The sequence below is a fragment of the Pseudomaricurvus sp. HS19 genome (assembly GCF_009857815.1).
Lineage (GTDB): Bacteria > Pseudomonadota > Gammaproteobacteria > Pseudomonadales > Cellvibrionaceae > Pseudomaricurvus.
In genome coordinates, this window is the sequence record NZ_WVVW01000010.1 from 197,973 (window position 1) to 217,649 (window position 19,677).

The window sequence follows — 19,677 nt, forward strand, 5'->3', positions numbered from 1 at the left end:
CCGCGAACATTTCCGGAGAATATCGAAATGGGCAAAATCATCGGCATCGACCTGGGTACCACCAACTCCTGTGTATCTGTACTGGAGGGTGGCAAGCCCAAGGTGATCGAAAACGCAGAGGGCGATCGCACTACGCCTTCCATTGTCGCTTTTACTGACGACAACGAAATCCTGGTAGGTCAGAGCGCCAAGCGTCAGGCCGTAACCAACCCTACCAACACCCTGTTCGCGGTGAAGCGCCTGATCGGTCGCAAGTTCACCGATGACGTGGTGCAGAAAGACATCTCCATGGTGCCTTACGGTATCGCCCAGGCTGACAACGGTGACGCCTGGGTTGAGGTGAAGGGCGAGAAGAAAGCGCCACCACAGATCTCTGCCGAAGTGCTGAAGAAAATGAAGAAGACCGCTGAGGACTACCTGGGTGAAAAAGTCACCGAGGCTGTCATCACCGTACCGGCTTACTTCAACGACTCACAGCGTCAGGCCACCAAGGACGCCGGCAAGATTGCCGGTCTGGAAGTGAAGCGTATCATCAACGAGCCAACCGCTGCGGCGCTGGCCTACGGTATGGACAAGGCCAAGGGTGACCACACCATCGCCGTCTACGACCTGGGTGGTGGTACCTTCGATATCTCCGTGATTGAAATTGCCGACGTTGATGGTGAGCACCAGTTCGAAGTGCTGGCCACCAACGGTGACACCTTCCTTGGCGGTGAAGACTTCGACCTGCGCCTGATCGAGTACCTGGCGGCTGAGTTCAAGAAGAGCAATAGCATCGACCTGCACAACGATCCGCTGGCCCTGCAGCGCCTGAAGGAAGCGGCCGAGAAGGCCAAGATCGAGCTCTCTTCTTCCCAGCAGACCGAAGTGAACCTGCCTTACATTACTGCGGATGCCACTGGTCCCAAGCACCTGGTGGTGAAGCTGACCCGCGCCAAGCTGGAGTCCCTGGTGGAAGAGCTGGTGATCCGCTCCATGGGTCCTGTGAAGCAGGCGATCGCCGATGCCGGCCTCTCTGTCAGCGACATTGATGACGTTATCCTGGTGGGTGGTCAGACCCGCATGCCAATGGTGCAGCAGAAGGTTGCCGAGTTCTTCGGCAAGGAAGCGCGCCGTGACGTGAACCCTGACGAAGCGGTTGCCATGGGTGCTGCTATCCAGGGTGCGGTACTGGCCGGTGACGTAAAAGACGTACTGCTGCTGGACGTAACCCCGCTGAGCCTGGGTATCGAGACCATGGGCGGTGTGGCTACTCCGCTGATCGAGAAGAACACCACCATCCCGACCAAGAAGTCGCAGGTGTTCTCTACTGCTGACGACAACCAGACCGCGGTAACCATTCACGTGGTGCAGGGTGAGCGCAAGCAGGCGGCACAGAACAAATCCCTGGGCCGTTTTGACCTGGCAGACATTCCTCCGGCACCCCGTGGCATGCCACAGATTGAAGTGACCTTCGATATCGACGCTAACGGTATTCTCAACGTAAGCGCCAAAGACAAGGCTACCGGCAAAGAGCAGTCCATCGTCATCAAGGCCTCCTCCGGCCTGAGCGACGAGGAGATCGAAGCCATGGTGCAGGACGCCGAGGCCAACGCCGAGGCGGACAAGAAGTTCGAGGAGCTGGTAACCGCCCGCAACACCCTCGACGGCCTGATCAGTGCCACCAAAAAGACACTGGAAGAGGCTGGCGACAAGGTGACTGCCGACGAGAAGTCTGCCATTGAGGCTGCCCTGGCCGAAGCCGAAGAGGCGGTGAAGGGTAGCGACAAGGAGGCGATGGAAGCTGCCAGCACCAAACTGACCGAGGCGACCGGCCCTGTGGCACAGAAGATGTATGCCGAACAGGCAGCCCAGGCCGAGGGTGCTGCCCAGGCGGATGCCGGTGCGGCTGATGACGGTGTGGTCGACGCTGAGTTCGAAGAAGTCAAAGACGACAAGTAAGCGCGGTCAGCAAAACCCGCTCATCTGATGAGCTAAACGGGAGGCGCAGGGCGTCCGGCTGCGGCCGGAAACCCGGTCTCCCGTCGCCGTGTCAGTGGCTGCCGTTTGTGTTGAGCATGCGCCGCTGACCAGAAGAACGTTAAACCATTTGCCCTGAAGTAACTGATCTATGTCGAAGCGCGATTACTACGAAGTACTTGGAGTTGACCGTGAGGTATCCGAGAAGGACCTGAAGAAGGCCTATCGCCGGGTGGCCATGAAGTTCCACCCGGACCGCAACCCGGATGACAAAGAGGCCGAGGAGAAATTCAAGGAGGCCACCGAAGCCTACGAGGTGCTGGGGGATTCCCAGAAGCGTGCGCTCTACGACCAGTACGGTCACGCGGGAGTCGACCAGCAGGCCGGTGGCTTTGGTGGTGGCGGCTTTGGTGGTGGTGCCGGCAGCTTCAGTGACATCTTTGGTGACGTCTTCGGCGACATCTTTGGTGGTGGGGGCGGCGGCCGTGCTGGTCGCGGTGGCCCGGCTCGTGGTTCCGACCTGCGTTACAACCTGGAGCTGGACCTGGAGGATGCCGTGCGCGGCACCACCGTCAAGATCCGGGTGCCGGCCCTGGTCAGCTGTAAGACCTGTGATGGCAGCGGTGCCAAGTCCGGCAGCAAGCCGATGACCTGTACCACCTGTGGCGGTATCGGTCAGGTGCGCATGCAGCAGGGCTTCTTTTCGGTGCAGCAGACCTGCCCCAACTGCCGCGGCAAAGGCACCATCATTACGGACCCCTGTGGCGATTGTCATGGCCACGGCCGGGTCGAAGAGACCAAGACCCTGTCGGTGAAAGTGCCTGCAGGTGTGGATACCGGCGATCGTATTCGTCTTTCCGGCGAAGGTGAGGCAGGTGTGGACGGTGGCCCCACCGGCGACCTCTATGTGCAGGTGTCGGTCAAAGAGCATGAGATCTTCCAGCGGGATGGTCGCAACCTCTACTGCGAGGTGCCGGTCAACTTTGTGGATGCCGCCCTGGGTGGCGAGATTGATGTGCCCACCCTGGACGGACGGGTCAAACTCAAGGTGCCGGCCGAGACCCAGACCGGCAAGCTGTTCCGCCTGCGCAACAAGGGTGTGACCTCGGTGCGCGGTGGTGCCCCGGGTGACCTGCTGTGCCGGGTGATGGTGGAGACGCCGGTCAACCTCAGCAACAAGCAAAAGGATCTGCTGAAGGAGTTCAAGGCCTCTATGGAGGGTGACAAGAACTCCCCCAAGCAGAACAGCTGGTTTGAGGGCATGAAAAACTTCTTCGGCGATATGAAGCTGTAACACCCTTATCCGCAAGGGATCTGGCAAGGCGTACACAACCGGGGGCTTACTTCGTGTAAACTTCCGCCCTGTGTGCGCCTTTGTCGTTTCTGAAGGCCATTATTGTCGTCGCAGCCCGGGTGGGGGTGCGCCTTGAACAGAAAGAGAACAAGCGATGGTAAGAATTGCAGTGACCGGCGCCGCCGGTCGTATGGGCAAGACCCTGATTGAGGCGGTAGCGCTGGCAGATGGTGCCGAGTTGACCGCGGCACTGGAGCGTCCCGACAGCTCCCTGGTGGGAGCGGATGCCGGCGAGCTGGCCGGCCTGGGCAAAAACGGCGTCACCATCGCTGGCGACATCAATGCCGTTATTAATGACTTTGACGTGCTGATCGATTTCACCGCGCCGGCGGCGACCCTGGCCAACGCTGCTGCCTGTGCGGCAGCGGGCAAGAAGATCGTCATTGGTACCACCGGCTTCACCCCGGAGCAGGAGCAGGAGTTGCTGGCCAACCAGGCCGCCACGGCACTGTGCAAGGCCGCCAATTTCTCCACCGGTGTGAATGTGACCCTGAAGCTGCTGCGCCAGGCGGCAGAAATCCTCGGTGACGACTACGACATCGAGATCTACGAAGCGCACCACCGTCACAAGGTGGATGCTCCCTCCGGTACTGCGCTGGCCATGGGTGAAGCGGTAGCGGCCGGTGTGCGCCGTAACCTGCGCGAAGTGGCGGTTTACGGTCGAGAAGGCCAGACCGGTGCCCGCCAGCGTGAAACCATCGGTTTTGCCACCGTCCGCGGTGGTGATGTGGTGGGGGATCACACGGTGATGTTTATGGCCGACGGTGAACGGGTGGAGATTACCCATAAGGCCTCCAGCCGCATGTCATTTGCCCGTGGTGCAGTACGTGCCGCCAGCTGGCTGGCGGATCGCCCCGCAGGTCTCTACTCCATGCAGGACGTGCTGGGCCTGTAACCCTCTCCTTGCGCGCTGCGGCAGGCCGTCTTCCGGGTTGTCGCTGTGCCGGGCCGGTGCCTGATGGCCCCCTGAGGCGAAGGCGTACTCCTGCCCCCGGGTAAGCACTCACTTTGTGGGGTTTTTCGGGGGTCGGTTTTGGGGCATTCAGGGGGATTCCGGATTGGACAGTGGCTGTCCGTATCGCGTACAATCGCGCCTCAGATCGATCTTGGCCAAGTCGCTTAAGCGAGTCTGATCGGTGCAGCGGAGACACCGGTCTTCTGGTAGTAAGACGCAAAATGCCCTAAGCGAGGTGAAGCCAGCGGTTTCATCTCGCTTTTTTGCAACTTGACGCCGGGAAATTCCAACTTTCAGTTAATTGATATGGCAGATATTGCCCGGACCCGTGCGAACTCGCGCGGCAGCAGCTCTCGGTCTGAAGAAACAGAATTAAACATGCGTAAGAGCCCGCCACTAGGGGCTTTTAACGCAGCAACACGCTTGTCATTCCCTAGGAGGCTGACTTGACCACTGGTGCCCAAAGACCCGCCATTCTGGTGCTTGAAGACGGTAGTGTATTTCGCGGCAGCGCCATCGGCGCTGACGGCCTGGCAACCGGCGAGGTGGTGTTCAACACCGCCATGACCGGTTATCAGGAGATCCTCACCGACCCATCCTATGCCCAGCAAATTGTGACCCTGACCTACCCCCATATCGGTAATGTCGGTGCTAACAGTGAGGACGAGGAGTGTGGTCAGATCTGGGCCCGCGGTCTGGTGATTCGCGACCTGCCCCTGCTGGCCAGCAACTTCCGCTCCCAGCAGACCCTGGATGCCTACCTGCAGCAGCACAATATCCTCGGCATTGCCGATATCGATACCCGTCGCCTGACCCGTATCCTGCGCGACAAGGGCTCCCAGAACGGCTGCATCATGGCCGGCGACCTCGATGAGGCGGCGGCGCTCAAGGCGGCGAAAGAGTTCGGTGGCCTCAAGGGCCTGGACCTGGCCAAGGAAGTGACCACCGCTGAAGCCTATGACTGGAAAGAGGGCAGCTGGCAGCTGGGTAAGGGTTTTGTGACTCCCGAGCAACTGCCCTACAAGGTTGTGGCCTACGATTATGGTGTGAAGCGCAACATCCTGCGCATGCTGGTGGATCGCGGTTGTGACCTGACGGTTGTGCCGGCTAAAACCACCGCCGCCGAAGTGCTGGCCATGAACCCCGATGGCGTCTTCCTCTCCAATGGTCCTGGTGACCCGGAGCCCTGTGACTACGCCATCACCGCGATCACTGAACTCCTGGAGACCGACGTGCCGGTATTCGGTATCTGTCTCGGTCACCAGCTGCTGGCCCTGGCCTCCGGTGCCAAAACCGTGAAGATGGGTCATGGCCACCACGGTGGTAACCACCCGGTGCAGAGCCTGGAAGACGGTACCGTGATGATCACCGCGCAGAACCACGGTTTTGCGGTGGATGAGGCGTCTCTGCCAGCCACCTTGAAAGCCACCCACAAGTCGCTGTTCGATGGCACCCTGCAGGGCATTCATCGCACCGACAAGGCGGCTTTCAGCTTCCAGGGCCACCCTGAGGCCAGCCCCGGTCCGCACGATGCGGCGCCGCTGTTCGATCACTTTATCGAGCTGATGGCAGCCCGCCGCTAAGCGCGGATCGGGCAACAACAAGGGTTACAGAGAATACTTTTGTGGAGCTGACGCCCGCTGCGGGCTCCACACTCAGCGTCAAGCGAGAGCACAATGCCAAAAAGAACTGATATCCAAAGCATTCTGATTCTGGGAGCTGGTCCGATTGTGATCGGGCAGGCCTGTGAATTCGACTATTCCGGCGCCCAGGCCTGTAAGGCACTGCGCGAGGAGGGTTACCGGGTCATTCTGGTGAACTCCAACCCGGCCACCATCATGACCGATCCGACCATGGCCGATGCCACCTACATCGAGCCCATCGAATGGCGCACGGTAGAGAAGATCATCGAGAAAGAGCGTCCCGACGCCATCCTGCCTACCATGGGCGGCCAGACTGCACTCAACTGTGCGCTGGCGCTGCACGACAACGGTGTACTGGAGAAGTACGACGTTGAACTGATCGGTGCCACCCAGGAAGCCATCCACAAGGCGGAAGACCGCAACCTGTTTGACAAGGCGATGAAGAAGATCGGCCTTGAGTGTGCCCGCGCCGACATCGTGCACACCATGGAAGAGGCACTGGAAGTACCGAAGAAGTACGGCTTCCCGGTCATTATCCGCCCCTCCTTCACCATGGGTGGTTCCGGTGGTGGTATCGCCTACAACTGGGAAGAGTTCGAAGAGATCTGTAACCGCGGTTTCGATCTGTCGCCCACCAACGAGCTGCTGATCGACGAATCGCTGCTGGGCTGGAAAGAGTACGAGATGGAGGTTGTGCGTGATAAGAACGACAACTGCATCATCGTCTGTTCCATCGAGAACTTTGACCCCATGGGTGTGCACACCGGTGACTCCATCACCGTGGCACCGGCCCAGACCCTGACCGATAAAGAGCTGCAGATCATGCGTAACGCCTCACTGGCGGTGCTGCGTGAAATCGGTGTGGAAACCGGTGGCTCCAACGTGCAGTTCGCGGTGAATCCCGAAAACGGCCGTCTGGTGGTGATCGAGATGAACCCCCGCGTGAGCCGCTCTTCGGCGCTGGCTTCCAAGGCTACCGGCTTCCCCATTGCCAAGGTGGCGGCCAAGCTGGCGGTGGGTTACACCCTGGATGAGCTGCAGAACGACATCACCGGCGGTGCGACCCCGGCCTCGTTCGAGCCCTCCATCGACTACGTGGTTACCAAGGTGCCGCGTTTCACCTTTGAAAAATTCGGCGATGCCGATGCCCGCCTGACCACCCAGATGAAGTCTGTGGGTGAGGTGATGGCCATCGGTCGCACTTTCCAGGAGTCCCTGCAGAAAGCCCTGCGCGGCCTGGAAGTGGGCTCTGCCGGCTTTGAGCCCAAGGTTGACCTGAGTTCCGACGACGCCATGGCGCAGATCCGTCGCGATCTCTCCACTCCCGGCGCCGAGCGTATCTGGTTTGTGGCGGACGCCTTCCGTGCTGGTATGAGTGTGGAAGAGGCGTTCGAAGTCTCTGCTATCGACCCCTGGTTCCTGGTGCAGATCGAAGACCTGATGAAGGAAGAGCAGCGCCTGGCGGCCATGCCACTGGGTGATATCACTGCTGACATGATGTTCCGCATCAAGCGCAAGGGCTTCTCCGATAAGCGCCTGGCGACCCTGCTGGGTGTTAGCGAAAAAACCGTGCGTGCACACCGCACCAAGCTGGGTATCCACCCGGTCTACAAGCGCGTGGACACCTGTGCAGCCGAGTTCGCAACCTCCACCGCTTACATGTATTCCACCTACGAAGAAGAGTGTGAGTCCAACCCGTCCGACCGTGACAAGATCATGGTGCTGGGTGGCGGTCCCAACCGTATTGGTCAGGGTATCGAGTTTGACTACTGCTGTGTGCATGCCGCCCTGGCCTGTCGCGAAGATGGTTTCGAAACCATCATGGTCAACTGTAACCCCGAGACAGTTTCCACCGACTACGACACTTCCGACCGTCTCTACTTTGAGCCGGTGACCCTGGAAGATGTGCTGGAGATCGTGCGTAAAGAGAAACCCAAGGGTGTGATCGTACAGTTCGGTGGCCAGACGCCGCTGAAACTGGCTCGTGCTCTGGAGGCCGAAGGTGTGCCGATTATCGGTACCTCGCCTGAGGCGATCGACCGCGCCGAAGACCGTGAGCGCTTCCAGCAGATGCTGATGCGCCTGGATCTGAAGCAGCCATCCAACGCCATCGTGCGTTCCACCGAAGAAGCGGTGCGCATGGCGGTGCAGGTGGGTTACCCGCTGGTGGTGCGTCCTTCCTATGTACTGGGTGGTCGTGCCATGGAGATCGTCTACAAGGAAGACGAGCTGCGCCACTATATGCGTACGGCTGTACAGGTGTCCGACGATGCGCCGGTGCTGCTGGATCACTTCCTCAATAACGCCATCGAGGTGGATATTGATGCAGTGTCTGACGGCAAGACCGTCGTCATCGGTGCCATCATGCAGCACATTGAGCAGTGTGGTGTGCACTCCGGTGACTCCGCCTGTTCCCTGCCACCTTACTCCCTGCCTGCAGATGTGCAGGACGAGATGCGCGAGCAGGTGCGCAAGATGGCGGTAGAGCTGGGCGTTATCGGTCTGATGAACGTGCAGCTGGCCTATCAGGACGGTGAGATCTACGTAATCGAAGTGAACCCGCGCGCCTCCCGTACCGTGCCGTTTGTCTCCAAGTGCATTGGCACTTCGCTGGCAAAAGTGGCAGCGCTGGTGCAGGCCGGCAAATCCCTGGAAGAGCAGGGCTTCACCCAGGAAGTGGTGCCGGATTACTTCAGCGTCAAAGAGGCGGTATTCCCCTTCAACAAGTTCCCTGCGGTTGACCCGATTCTTGGTCCCGAGATGAAGTCCACCGGTGAGGTGATGGGTGTGGGTGATACCTTTGCCGAGGCTTACTCCAAAGCCCAGCTGGGTGCCGGCGACCCAATTCCGGTATCCGGCAAGGTCTTTGTCAGTGTGCGAGACTTCGATAAGGAAGAGTTGCTGCCGGTGGCCAAAGAGCTGGTGGATCTCGGCTATCAGTTGGTCGCCACCCGTGGCACCGCCAAGTATCTGGGTGAGCAGGGCTTGCCGGTACAAATGGTCAACAAGGTGATGGAGGGGCGCCCTCACATCGTCGACATGATCAAGAATGACGAGATCGATATCGTCATTAATACCACTGAAGGCAAGCAGGCGATCCGCGACTCCGCTTCTATCCGTCGCAGCGCCGAGAACCACAGTGTCTACTTTACAACTACTATCGCCGGTGCGGCGGCTGTGTGCATGGCCATTCGTTCCGGCCAGCAGCACAAGGTGCGTAGCCTGCAGGAGCTGCACGGGAGAGTAAAAGGATGAGCAAGATTCCAATGACCAAGCAGGGCGCGGACGCCCTGCGCACCGAGCTGGAACGCCTGAAGAAAGTTGATCGCCCGCGTATTGTGCAGGCTATCGCCGAGGCCCGTGAGCACGGTGACCTGAAAGAGAATGCTGAGTACCACGCGGCCCGCGAACAGCAGGGTTTCTGTGAGGGGCGTATCCAGGAGATTGAAGGCAAGCTCTCCAATGCCCAGGTGATCGATATCTCCCAGATTCCGGAATCCGGCAAGGTGATCTTCGGTACTACCGTGGTGATCATCAACGTGGATACGGAAGAAGAGAAGACCTACCAGATCGTTGGCGACGACGAGGCGGACGTGAAATCCAACAAGATTTCCATCAACTCCCCCATCGCCCGTGGCCTGATTGGCAAGGAAGAGGGTGACGTTGCGGTGATCATCACCCCGGGTGGCGAAGTGGAGTACGAAATCGACTCCGTGCGCCACCTGTAATTAGCTGCGGGAGCGGCTGCCTGCCCTGCACGCAGTCGCTCCGGGCGCTCGCCCCGGTGATGCCGTGGTTGGTGCCGCCGAAAATGTAAAAACACTGTAGTTTTAAGGATTTAGGGGTTGACCACTCTGGGGTTGGTCTCTATAATTTGCGGCCTTGGTTGAGGAGATATACCTCGCTAAGTTGTTGATGCGGGGTGGAGCAGTCTGGTAGCTCGTCGGGCTCATAACCCGAAGGTCGTAGGTTCAAATCCTGCCCCCGCTACCACATTCTGCGCTCGGTCCAGGCGGATCGGGTGCTTCGAACAGGCCCCTTTTCAGGGGCTTTTTCGTATCTGCCGTCAGCCGGTGGAGGCTCTTGCGAAGGAGCTTGCAATGATCCCAGCGGAGCTGTGATCGCAGTATTGGATGGGCTTCGTGCCCATTTTTTGTTTGTGCACACAGGGTTGAACGCATGGCATCTAAGCACGATCAGTTGGTTGAACTGCTGACCCCGGTGGTTGAGTCACTGGGCTGTGAGCTGTGGGGGCTGGAGTACTTCACCCAGGGGCGCCACAGTACCCTGCGCCTGTACATTGACCGCCCTGAAATTGGCGTAGGCCTGGAAGAGTGCGAGTCCGTCAGTCGCCAGGTGAGCAGTGTACTCGACGTGGAAGATCCGATCGCGGGTGAATACACCCTTGAGGTCTCTTCCCCGGGCATGGACCGTCCGCTTTATACCCTGGAGCAGTTTGCACGCTTTGCCGGAGAGCAGGTGGAGATCAAGCTGCGTTCGGCGTTTGAAGGGCGGAGAAAATTCAAAGGTATCCTGCGCGGCGTCGAAGAAGACGAAGTGCTGGTAGTGGTGGAGGATCATGAATACATGCTCCCCATCGAGTTGATTGACAAGGCAAACATAATCCCCCGTTTTTAAGGACGACAGGGGTTTGTTCGCAGTAATGAAGTAGCGGCCGGAGCAGGCTGCGATCAGTTAAGAGCCAATTGGCTCGCTTCAGGTGAACGAGGCTTACACATGGGCAAAGAAATTCTGTTGGTTGCAGAGGCGGTTTCGAACGAGAAGGGTGTCGATCGCGGCATCATCTTTGAAGCCATCGAGCAGGCGCTGGCTGCAGCCACCAAAAAGCGCTACGACGAAGATGCCGACATTCAGGTATTGATTGATCGCAAGACCGGTGATTACGTTACCACCCGTCGTTGGGAAGTGGTTGATGATGACACCCTGGCTCTGCTGGGAACCCAGTTCACCACCGAAGAGGCGGCAGAGAAAGATCCGTCCCTGCAGGTAGGCGATGTCTACGAAGAGGTGGTGGAGAACGTTGAGTTCGGCCGCATCGCTGCGCAGACCGCCAAGCAGGTGATCGTGCAGAAAGTGCGCGACGCCGAGCGTCAGCAGATTGTTGAGCAGTACCGCGATCGTCTCGGTGAGCTGGTCAGCGGCACCGTGAAGAAAGTTACCCGCGACAGCATTATTGTGGACCTCGGCAACAATGCCGAAGGCTTGCTGCCCCGCGACCAGCTGGTGGGCCGCGAAGTGTTCCGCATGGGCGACCGCGTGCGCGCCCTGCTGCTGGATGTGCGTCCAGACAGCCGTGGCCCGCAGCTCTACCTGAGCCGCTCCTGCCCGGAGATGCTGATCGAACTGTTCAAGATTGAAGTGCCGGAGATCTCCGAGCAGGTGATCGAATTGCGTGCCGCTGCCCGCGACCCCGGTTCCCGCGCCAAGATTGCCGTACACACCAACGACGGTCGTATTGACCCGGTCGGTGCCTGTGTGGGTATGCGCGGCTCCCGTGTGCAGGCGGTTTCCAACGAGTTGGGTGGCGAGCGTATCGATATCATCCTGTGGAACGACAACCCTGCCCAGTTTGTGATTAACGCCATGGCGCCCGCCGAGATCGAATCCATTGTGGTGGATGAAGATACCGGTTCCATGGATGTGGCAGTACAGCCGGACAACCTGGCCCAGGCCATTGGCCGCAGCGGCCAGAACGTGCGTCTGGCCAGTGAGCTGTCCGGCTGGGAAATCAACGTCATGAGCGTTGACGACTGGCAGTCCAAGCAGGAAGAGGAAACCGGCAGCTACATGCAGACCTTCATGGATGCGCTCGACGTGGATGAAGATATTGCCGGTGTGTTGGTGGACGAAGGCTTTACCTCCTTGGAGGAGATCGCCTACGTACCGATGGAAGAGATGCTGAGCATCGATGGCTTCGATGAGGATATCGCAGAAGAACTGCGCTCACGGGCCAAGGATGCACTGCTGACCCAGGCACTGGCGTCAGAAGAGCAGCTGGACAACGCAGAGCCGGCAGAAGACCTGCTGACAATGGAAGGCATGGATAAGCACCTCGCTTATCTGCTGGCCAGCCGCGGTATCGCCACTATGGACGATCTCGCCGAGCAGGCCGTGGATGACCTGCTGGACATTGAAGGTATGGATGAAACACGTGCCGCCGCATTGATCATGAAAGCTCGCGAACCGTGGTTTGCAGATGAGCAGAGCGACGCTGCTGAGTAACACGAGGATTGAGGACAGATCATGGCAGAAGTAACCGTTAGCGAACTCGCTAAATCGGTAGGCACCACAGAGGATCGCCTGCTGAAACAAATGGCAGAAGCCGGCCTCAAGCACAGCTCAGCGGATGCTTTGGTATCCGATGAAGAGAAGCAGACACTGCTGGCCTTTTTGAAAACCAGCCACGGTGAAGCGGCTGGTGCGCCGAAGAAAATTACCCTCAAGCGCAAAACCACCACGACCCTGAAAACCGGTAGTGGTGCTGCACGCAAGACTGTAAATGTCGAAGTGCGCAAGAAGCGCACTTACGTCAAGACTGAAACCGCATCAGCGGATGCTGAAGTTGTGGCTGAAGAGACCCTGGTCGAAGCACCGGCACAGCCAGAGCCTGTGGCCGCGGCTGTTGAGCCTGTGGTTGAGCCGGTAGTCGAAGAGACTGTTGCTGCCGACGCGCCGACCTTTGTGGATGACGCTGAAGCCATTCGCGTTGCTGCCATGGAAGCGCGCCGCAAGGCTGAGGAAGAAGCCCGCGAACTGAAACGTCAGCAGGCGGAAGAAAAAGCCAAGGCCAAGGCCGAGGAAGAGAACCTCACCGACGCCGAGCTGCGCGCCGAGGCCGAAGCCCGCGCACTGAAAGCCCAGCAGGAAGAAGAGAAAGGCAAGCACGGTAAGAAGAAAGAGAAGCTCGTTGTCGAGACCGAAGACGATGACGACAGTGTGCAGCGCAAGAAGGGACCTAAGTCTCCCAAGAAAACCGGTTCCAAGAAAACTAACAAGGCGGCACTGTTGCATGACCTGGATGAGGAAGAGGGTGACGATGGTCAATCCCGCAAGTCCTCACGTCCGTCGCTGAAACTCTCTAACAGACACGGGTTCAAGCGCCCGACGGCGAAGATGGTGCACGAAGTACAGATCCCAGAAAATATCAGCGTGGCTGAACTGGCCCAACGCATGAAAGTCAAAGCAGGCGAAGTGGTTAAGACCCTCATGAAGATGGGCACCATGGCCACCATGAACCAGATCCTCGATCAGGAAACCGCGACGCTCGTGGTGGAAGAGATGGGTCACAAGGTAGTTCTCGTCACTGGCAACGAAGTGGAAGAGGCGCTGGCCGAAACCATCGTCAGCGAAGGTGAAATGCAGCCCCGTGCGCCGGTGGTTACCGTTATGGGTCACGTTGACCACGGTAAGACCTCGCTGCTGGATTACATCCGCAACACCAAAGTGGTGAGCGGTGAGGCCGGTGGTATTACCCAGCACATTGGTGCCTACCGGGTGAAAACCGACAAGGGCGAGATCGCCTTCCTCGACACCCCCGGCCACGCCGCGTTTACCGCCATGCGTGCCCGCGGTGCCCAGTGTACCGATGTGGTAATCCTGGTGGTGGCCGCCGATGACGGTGTTATGCCACAGACCGAAGAAGCCGTGCAGCATGCCCGTGCCGCCGGTGTGCCGATTGTTGTTGCCGTGAACAAGTGCGACAAGGAAGCGGCGGATCCGGATCGTGTTAAAAACGAACTGGCAGCCAAAGATGTTATCCCCGAAGAGTGGGGCGGTGATGTGCAGTTTGTAAACGTCTCTGCACACACCGGCCAGGGCATCGACGAGCTGCTGGAAGCGGTATCCCTGCAGGCCGAACTGCTGGAGCTGCAAGCGCCTGTGGGCATTCCTGCCCGCGGTGTGGTGGTGGAATCCCGCATGGACAAAGGCCGCGGTGTTGTTGCCACGGTACTGGTGCAGGCTGGTGAGCTGCAGCGTGGCGATATCATGCTGGCCGGCGAAAGCTATGGCCGTGTGCGTGCCATGACCGACGAACGCGGCAAGTCCGTGAAAGAGGCCGGTCCATCCACTCCTGTGGAGCTGCTGGGTCTGGATAATCCGCCGGAAGCCGGTGAAGAGTTTGTAATCGTGCCCAACGAGCGTAAGGCTCGTGAAGTGGCCGAATACCGCGCTGAAAAAGCCCGTGAGCAGCGCCAGCAGCGTCAGCAGGCCGCCAAGCTGGAGAACATGTTCGCCAACATGGGCGCCAACGAGAAGAAGGTGCTGCCGGTTATTCTGAAGACCGACGTACGCGGCTCCCTGGAAGCTATCCAGGCGGCGCTGATCGATCTGGGCAACGAAGAGGTGCAGGTCAACCTGGTGGTTACCGGTGTCGGTGGTATTACCGAGAACGACATCAACCTGGCCCTGACCTCCGGCGCCATTGTTATCGGCTTTAACGTACGTGCTGACAACAGCGCCCGTAAGCTGGCCGAGGCGGAAGAGGTCGAGATTCGCTACTACAGCATCATCTATCAGCTGATCGATGAAGTGAAAGGCGCTCTCTCCGGTATGCTCGAGCCCGAGCGTGTGGAAGAGATTGTCGGTATTGCCGAAGTACGCGAAGTATTCCGTTCACCGAAGTTTGGCCAGGTGGCCGGCTGTATGGTGATCGAGGGTACTGTCTACCGCAGCAAGCCTATCCGTGTACTGCGTGACAACATTGTGATCTACGAAGGCGAGCTGGAGTCCCTGCGTCGCTTCAAGGATGACGTCAATGAAGTCCGTAACGGTGTTGAGTGTGGTATCGGCGTGAAAGACTACGACGTAAAAGTCGGCGACCAGATCGAAGTCTTCGACGTGAAAGAGGTGGCGCGCGAGCTGTAAGCGCGCGTCCCTGAGGTAAGCGTTGTTATGGCCCGTGATTTCAAGCGTACTGACCGGCTGGGGGATGCGATTCAGCGCATCCTTGCCCAGCTGCTGCAGTTCGAGGTGCGTGACCCCCGCATTGGTATGGTGAATATCAATGACGTCAGTGTCAGTCGCGATCTGTCCATAGCCCGGATCTACGTTACCTTTGTCGGTAAGGAGTCGGACGAGGAGTGTGCCGAGGCGGAAGAAGCCCTCAACAAGGCGGCGGGTTTCCTGCGCAGCCAGTTGGCCAAGGAGCTGGATATCCGCACCACCCCGCGTCTCCACTTTATCTACGACACCACCTCCGTGCGTGGCCAGAAGCTCTCCAACCTGATCGACAAGGCGATGCGTGAAGATCGCGCCGCTTCCGGCGATCGTGACGACGACAGCGCGGCTGACTGAGTCGGCCGGAGAGGTAGCTGGTGGCACGCAGAAAAGCCCGCGGTCGCCCCGTTAACGGGGTGCTGGTAGTGAACAAACCGACCGGTATGACGTCCAACGATGCGTTGCAGCAGGCCAAGCGCCTGCTGTTTGCTGCCAAGGCGGGGCACACCGGTGCCCTCGATCCCCTGGCGACCGGCGTGCTGCCCCTCTGCTTCGGCGAAGCGACCAAGTTCTCCCAGTTCCTGCTGGACGCGGACAAGCGCTACCGCACCACCTATCAATTGGGAGCCTTCTCCACCACCGGCGATGCCGATGGTGAGTTGCTGGACGCGGTCAGTGCCGCAGGTGTAACCCGCGAGCAGGTGTGGCAGGCACTGCAGCCGTTTATCGGCGATATCCTGCAGGTGCCACCCATGTATTCGGCGCTGAAGCACAACGGCGAGCCACTCTACAAGCTGGCCCGCCAGGGTATAGAGATTGAGCGCGAAGCGCGCCCGGTCACGGTCTACAGCATCGAGCTGCTGGATTTCCGTGGCGGCGAGCAGGCGCAGGTGGATCTGGATATCCACTGCAGCAAGGGCACCTACATCCGCTCCATTGCGGAAGACCTGGGCAAGGCCCTGGGGGTTGGCGCTCATGTCGTTAAGCTGCATCGCACCCAGGCCGGCGCCTTCACCGAGGCGGATATGCTGGAGCTGGATGACCTGCGCGAGGAGCGCGGTGAGCAGCTGGCGGAGGTATTGGATCATCACCTGTTGCCGGTGGATACCCCGGTGCAGGAGCTGCCGGCACTGACGCTGCTGGAGGACTCGGCTTATTACTTCCGCCAGGGCAATCCGGTAATGGACCCGCAGGTCTACCGCCTGGGGCAGGAAGGTGATATGGTGCGTGTCTTCGCCGAAAGTGGTGATTTTTTGGGCGTTGGGGTACTGGACGATGAAGGTCGTGTGGCGCCCAAACGTCTGGTGGTCAGCAGCTAGCTGACCACGACAGAATTGGTGGAAATGGAGGCTTTTGCCGCCAAAACCCCAATACTAGCCGGCCTGTAAATATGCACGGGCCCGGCTGGATGTTTCAAGGCATATTAATTTGAGGAAAAGACTATGGCACTGAGTGCTGCTCAAAAAGCTGAAATCGTAAAAGATTTTCAACAAGCGGAAGGTGATACCGGTTCCCCTGAGGTTCAGGTAGCTCTGTTGACCTTTAACATCAACAAGCTGCAGGGCCACTTTGCGGACCACAAGCAGGATCACCACTCACGCCGCGGCCTGATCCGCATGGTAAACCAGCGTCGTAAGCTGCTGGACTACCTGAAGCGTAAGGACGCCAGTCGCTACACCGCCCTGATCCAGAAGTTGGGTCTGCGTCGCTAAGCGATACCCAGTGCCCGCGTATGCGGGCACTTTTTTTTCTCAAGCCGCCAGCAGAGAGGGCGCGAACCAGCGGTCAGGGGCAGCAGGTAAAGAGGGCTGTCCGTAAGTACAGATCGCACAGGCCCGCAGGACTCTGGCGTAGCAATAATTCAGGAAAATTCAGGAAATGGGGCCTTTGGGCCGTCTATTTCAGCAGATCGTCCTGCAAGGGCAGGCGACTGGGAAATCCAGATCTGAATCTATTTAATCGAAAGTAAACGTAAGCAAAAGCAAAAAGCTAATAAGGAAAATGTCGTGAATCCCGTCATTAAAACCTTTCAATACGGTAAAGATACCGTAACCCTGGAAACAGGTCGTATCGCTCGTCAGGCAACTGGCGCTGTCATGGCTTCTGTGGGCGATACCAAAGTGCTGTGTACCGTGGTGGGCGCCAAGAGTGCCAAAGCCGATCAGGACTTCTTCCCGCTGTCCGTACACTACATTGAGAAGGCCTATGCCGCCGGCAAGATCCCCGGTGGTTTTTTCAAGCGTGAAGGCCGCCCAAGTGAAAAAGAGACCCTGACTTCCCGTCTGATCGACCGTCCTATTCGTCCCCTGTTCCCTAACGGTTACATGAACGAAGTGCAGGTGGTTTGTACCGTGATGTCCGCCAACAAAGACGTTGATCCGGATATCTGTGCCATGATTGGTACTTCCGCGGCACTGGCCATCTCCGGTATTCCGTTCAACGGCCCGATCGGTGCCGCCCGTGTGGGTTACACTGAGGCCGACGGCTACCTGCTGAACCCGGGTTACAGCGCGCTGCAAACGTCCGAGCTGGACATGGTGGTAGCCGGTACCCAGGACGCCGTACTGATGGTGGAATCCGAAGCGAAAGAGCTGCCGGAAGATATCATGCTGGGAGCGGTACTGTTTGCTCACCAGGAGCTGCAGGCTGTTGTACAGGCTGTTAACGAACTGGCACGCGATGCCGGCAAGCCAGCCTGGGAGTGGACTCCTGAAGCCGAGAATGTTGAGCTGACCCAGGCTCTGAGCAGTGGTTTTGGCGAATCTGTTAAAGAAGCCTACCGCATCACCGACAAGATGGCCCGTTACAACCGTCTTGGCGAGCTGCGTGACCAGGCGGTTGCTCAGCTGGCGACCGAGACCCTGGCCGCTGACGAAATCAAGGGCGCCTTCAAGGACCTGGAGAAGAAAACCGTACGTCAGAGCGTTGTTGCCGGTGAGCCGCGCATCGATGGTCGTGACACCAAGACCGTACGTCCTATCCAGGTGGAAGTTGGCGTACTGGCCAAGACCCACGGTTCCGCACTGTTTACCCGCGGTGAAACCCAGGCCATCGTGGTTGCGACCCTGGGCTCTGCCCGCGACGCACAGATGATCGATGCGCTGGAAGGCTCCCGTCGCGATCCGTTTATGCTGCACTACAACTTCCCTCCCTACTCTGTAGGTGAAGCCGGTCGTATGGGTGGCACTGGCCGTCGTGAGATCGGCCACGGTCGTCTGGCCCGCCGCGGTGTAGCGGCTGTGCTGCCGAAAGAAGACGAGTTCCCTTACTCCATCCGTGTAGTGAGTGAAATTACCGAGTCCAACGGCTCTTCCTCCATGGCTTCCGTGTGTGGTTCCTCCCTGGCGCTGATGGATGCGGGTGTTCCGCTGAAAGCTCCTGTGGCTGGTATCGCTATGGGTCTGGTAAAAGAAGAGAACGGCTTTGCGGTACTGACCGACATCCTCGGTGACGAAGATCACCTCGGCGACATGGACTTCAAGGTAGCCGGTACCTCCGACGGTATCACCGCGCTGCAGATGGACATCAAGATCGAAGGTATCACCGAAGAGATCATGGAAATCGCCCTGGAGCAGGCCCTGCACGCCCGTCTGCACATCCTGGCCGAGATGAACAAGATCATCGACAAGTCTCGTGACACCGTTGCCGATACCGCACCCCAGTTTGAAACCATCAAGGTTCATCCTGACAAGATCCGCGACATCATCGGTAAGGGCGGTGCGACTATCCGTTCCATCACCGAAGAGACCGGCGCTTCCATCGACATCGACGATGATGGCACTGTGAAGATCTACGGCGAGAGCACCGAGTCCCTGCAGGCTGCACTGGCCCGCATCGGCGAGATCACTGCCGAAGCCGAGATCGGCGAGATCTACGAAGGTACCGTAGTGCGCATTGTGGACTTCGGTGCATTCGTTAACTTCCTGCCTGGCAAGGACGGTCTGGTACACATCTCCCAGATCGCTGAAGAGCGCGTAAACAACGTGACTGACTATCTGAAAGAGGGTCAGGTTGTGCGTGTTAAGTGCCTGGACGTGGACCAGCGCGGCCGCATCAAGCTCTCCATCAAGGAAGCTCTGGCGGAAGAAGCGCAGGACGCTGCCGGCAACCAGGAGGCTCCGGCTGAATAAGCCTGAGTTTCTTCGGAACAAAAAATACCCGCCTTGTGCGGGTATTTTTTTGTCTTTTTGTTGGGCTGGCGAGGTATGGGTTGCCGTAAAGCAGGAAGGATCGTTAATTGCCGTGGTGAATTTCAGCTGCCCTTTTCGCTTTGCCGGGCGAGTCACTTTTCTTTGTTTGGGCAAAGAAATACCGATACAGCGGGCACACGTGAGTAACCAAAAGGCCGCTCCTGCACATCCATGTGCCCGCGGCATTCGAACATCCCTGTTCATCAAGCCCAGCCCCACCTCCGCGCCGGAAAGCAAAAAACGCTTTCCGGTTCCCTGCGCTCCTCGCGCTTCCGGGGTCGCCTTGATGCGCCGTCCCTGGCGCAACAAGGCTAAGCCGGCCGTCCATGGCCGTCTTCCCCCTCCAGCACTACGGTGCTCGGCTCTACGCAGGGGCCCCAAGTCCGTGCCATCTTCAGATATGAAAAGGTAAAACAAACCCGTGCACTGTCATTGCGAGGCGCGTCTTTTAGCGCCGCGGCAATCCATGTGTGGCACTCTGTAGTTCACTTTTTGGCAGCAATGGATCGCCACGCTGCGCTCGCGATGACGATGTGGACTTAGTCGCAGTCTCAAACGTGCTTTACAAACTTTGTTTTCAGTTCCTATGGCACGCGCCGCAGACAGGCCGGAGAGAGG

At 58.7% G+C, this 19,677-nt stretch carries 13 protein-coding genes and 1 tRNA gene; all 14 read left to right on the plus strand.

Annotated features, from left to right (window positions below):
- The first annotated feature begins 27 nt into the window (after window positions 1-27).
- The 14 genes from dnaK (at window position 28) to pnp (ending at window position 18,999) form a co-directional block, all read left to right on the plus strand.
- The gene (gene dnaK, locus GSF27_RS14090; protein WP_160970196.1) at window positions 28-1,941 is read left to right on the plus strand and encodes a molecular chaperone DnaK; all 1,914 of its coding nucleotides are present in this window, start codon (window positions 28-30) and stop codon (window positions 1,939-1,941) included.
- A gap of 169 nt (window positions 1,942-2,110) precedes the next feature.
- Window positions 2,111-3,253 (plus strand): molecular chaperone DnaJ, encoded by a 1,143-nt coding sequence (dnaJ, locus tag GSF27_RS14095; protein ID WP_160970198.1) that lies wholly within the window; start codon window positions 2,111-2,113, stop codon window positions 3,251-3,253.
- Between the two features lie 154 nt (window positions 3,254-3,407).
- Complete coding sequence (gene dapB, locus GSF27_RS14100) at window positions 3,408-4,208, plus strand: 4-hydroxy-tetrahydrodipicolinate reductase (RefSeq protein ID WP_160970200.1); 801 nt, start codon at window positions 3,408-3,410, stop codon at window positions 4,206-4,208.
- A gap of 506 nt (window positions 4,209-4,714) precedes the next feature.
- Entirely contained in the window at window positions 4,715-5,851 is a 1,137-nt protein-coding gene (carA, locus tag GSF27_RS14105) for a glutamine-hydrolyzing carbamoyl-phosphate synthase small subunit (RefSeq protein ID WP_160970202.1), read from the plus strand.
- A 93-nt stretch (window positions 5,852-5,944) separates the two neighbouring features.
- Entirely contained in the window at window positions 5,945-9,166 is a 3,222-nt protein-coding gene (carB, locus tag GSF27_RS14110; RefSeq protein ID WP_160970212.1) for a carbamoyl-phosphate synthase large subunit, read from the plus strand.
- Entirely contained in the window at window positions 9,163-9,639 is a 477-nt protein-coding gene (greA, locus tag GSF27_RS14115; RefSeq protein ID WP_160970214.1) for a transcription elongation factor GreA, read from the plus strand. Before carB ends, greA begins: the two co-directional genes overlap by 4 nt.
- A gap of 188 nt (window positions 9,640-9,827) precedes the next feature.
- Window positions 9,828-9,904, plus strand: a tRNA-Met gene (locus GSF27_RS14120).
- A 186-nt stretch (window positions 9,905-10,090) separates the two neighbouring features.
- Window positions 10,091-10,549: a ribosome maturation factor RimP gene (gene rimP, locus GSF27_RS14125; protein WP_160970216.1), complete on the plus strand. Its 459-nt coding sequence runs from the start codon at window positions 10,091-10,093 to the stop codon at window positions 10,547-10,549.
- A gap of 99 nt (window positions 10,550-10,648) precedes the next feature.
- Complete coding sequence (gene nusA / locus GSF27_RS14130; RefSeq protein ID WP_160970218.1) at window positions 10,649-12,154, plus strand: transcription termination factor NusA; 1,506 nt, start codon at window positions 10,649-10,651, stop codon at window positions 12,152-12,154.
- A 21-nt stretch (window positions 12,155-12,175) separates the two neighbouring features.
- On the plus strand, window positions 12,176-14,797 hold the full coding sequence (infB, locus tag GSF27_RS14135; protein ID WP_160970220.1) for a translation initiation factor IF-2: 2,622 nt from the start codon (window positions 12,176-12,178) through the stop codon (window positions 14,795-14,797).
- Between the two features lie 27 nt (window positions 14,798-14,824).
- Window positions 14,825-15,226: a 30S ribosome-binding factor RbfA gene (gene rbfA, locus GSF27_RS14140; RefSeq protein ID WP_160970222.1), complete on the plus strand. Its 402-nt coding sequence runs from the start codon at window positions 14,825-14,827 to the stop codon at window positions 15,224-15,226.
- 20 nt (window positions 15,227-15,246) lie between these two features.
- Window positions 15,247-16,188 (plus strand): tRNA pseudouridine(55) synthase TruB, encoded by a 942-nt coding sequence (gene truB, locus GSF27_RS14145; protein ID WP_160970224.1) that lies wholly within the window; start codon window positions 15,247-15,249, stop codon window positions 16,186-16,188.
- Between the two features lie 123 nt (window positions 16,189-16,311).
- Entirely contained in the window at window positions 16,312-16,581 is a 270-nt protein-coding gene (gene rpsO / locus GSF27_RS14150; protein WP_160970226.1) for a 30S ribosomal protein S15, read from the plus strand.
- A 294-nt stretch (window positions 16,582-16,875) separates the two neighbouring features.
- A complete protein-coding gene (gene pnp / locus GSF27_RS14155; RefSeq protein ID WP_160970228.1) occupies window positions 16,876-18,999 on the plus strand; it encodes a polyribonucleotide nucleotidyltransferase in 2,124 nt (707 codons plus the stop codon).
- Window positions 19,000-19,677 lie beyond the last annotated feature (678 nt).

Bases quoted from the DNA above. Each gene is read 5' to 3' on its own strand.
- infB (WP_160970220.1), top strand. From the start codon at position 12,176: ATGGCAGAAGTAACCGTTAGCGAACTCGCTAAATCGGTAGGCACCACA.
- rpsO (WP_160970226.1), top strand. From the start codon at position 16,312: ATGGCACTGAGTGCTGCTCAAAAAGCTGAAATCGTAAAAGATTTTCAA.
- rimP (WP_160970216.1), top strand. From the start codon at position 10,091: ATGGCATCTAAGCACGATCAGTTGGTTGAACTGCTGACCCCGGTGGTT.
- dapB (WP_160970200.1), top strand. From the start codon at position 3,408: ATGGTAAGAATTGCAGTGACCGGCGCCGCCGGTCGTATGGGCAAGACC.
- nusA (WP_160970218.1), top strand. From the start codon at position 10,649: ATGGGCAAAGAAATTCTGTTGGTTGCAGAGGCGGTTTCGAACGAGAAG.
- greA (WP_160970214.1), top strand. From the start codon at position 9,163: ATGAGCAAGATTCCAATGACCAAGCAGGGCGCGGACGCCCTGCGCACC.
- dnaK (WP_160970196.1), top strand. From the start codon at position 28: ATGGGCAAAATCATCGGCATCGACCTGGGTACCACCAACTCCTGTGTA.
- dnaJ (WP_160970198.1), top strand. From the start codon at position 2,111: ATGTCGAAGCGCGATTACTACGAAGTACTTGGAGTTGACCGTGAGGTA.
- rbfA (WP_160970222.1), top strand. From the start codon at position 14,825: ATGGCCCGTGATTTCAAGCGTACTGACCGGCTGGGGGATGCGATTCAG.
- carB (WP_160970212.1), top strand. From the start codon at position 5,945: ATGCCAAAAAGAACTGATATCCAAAGCATTCTGATTCTGGGAGCTGGT.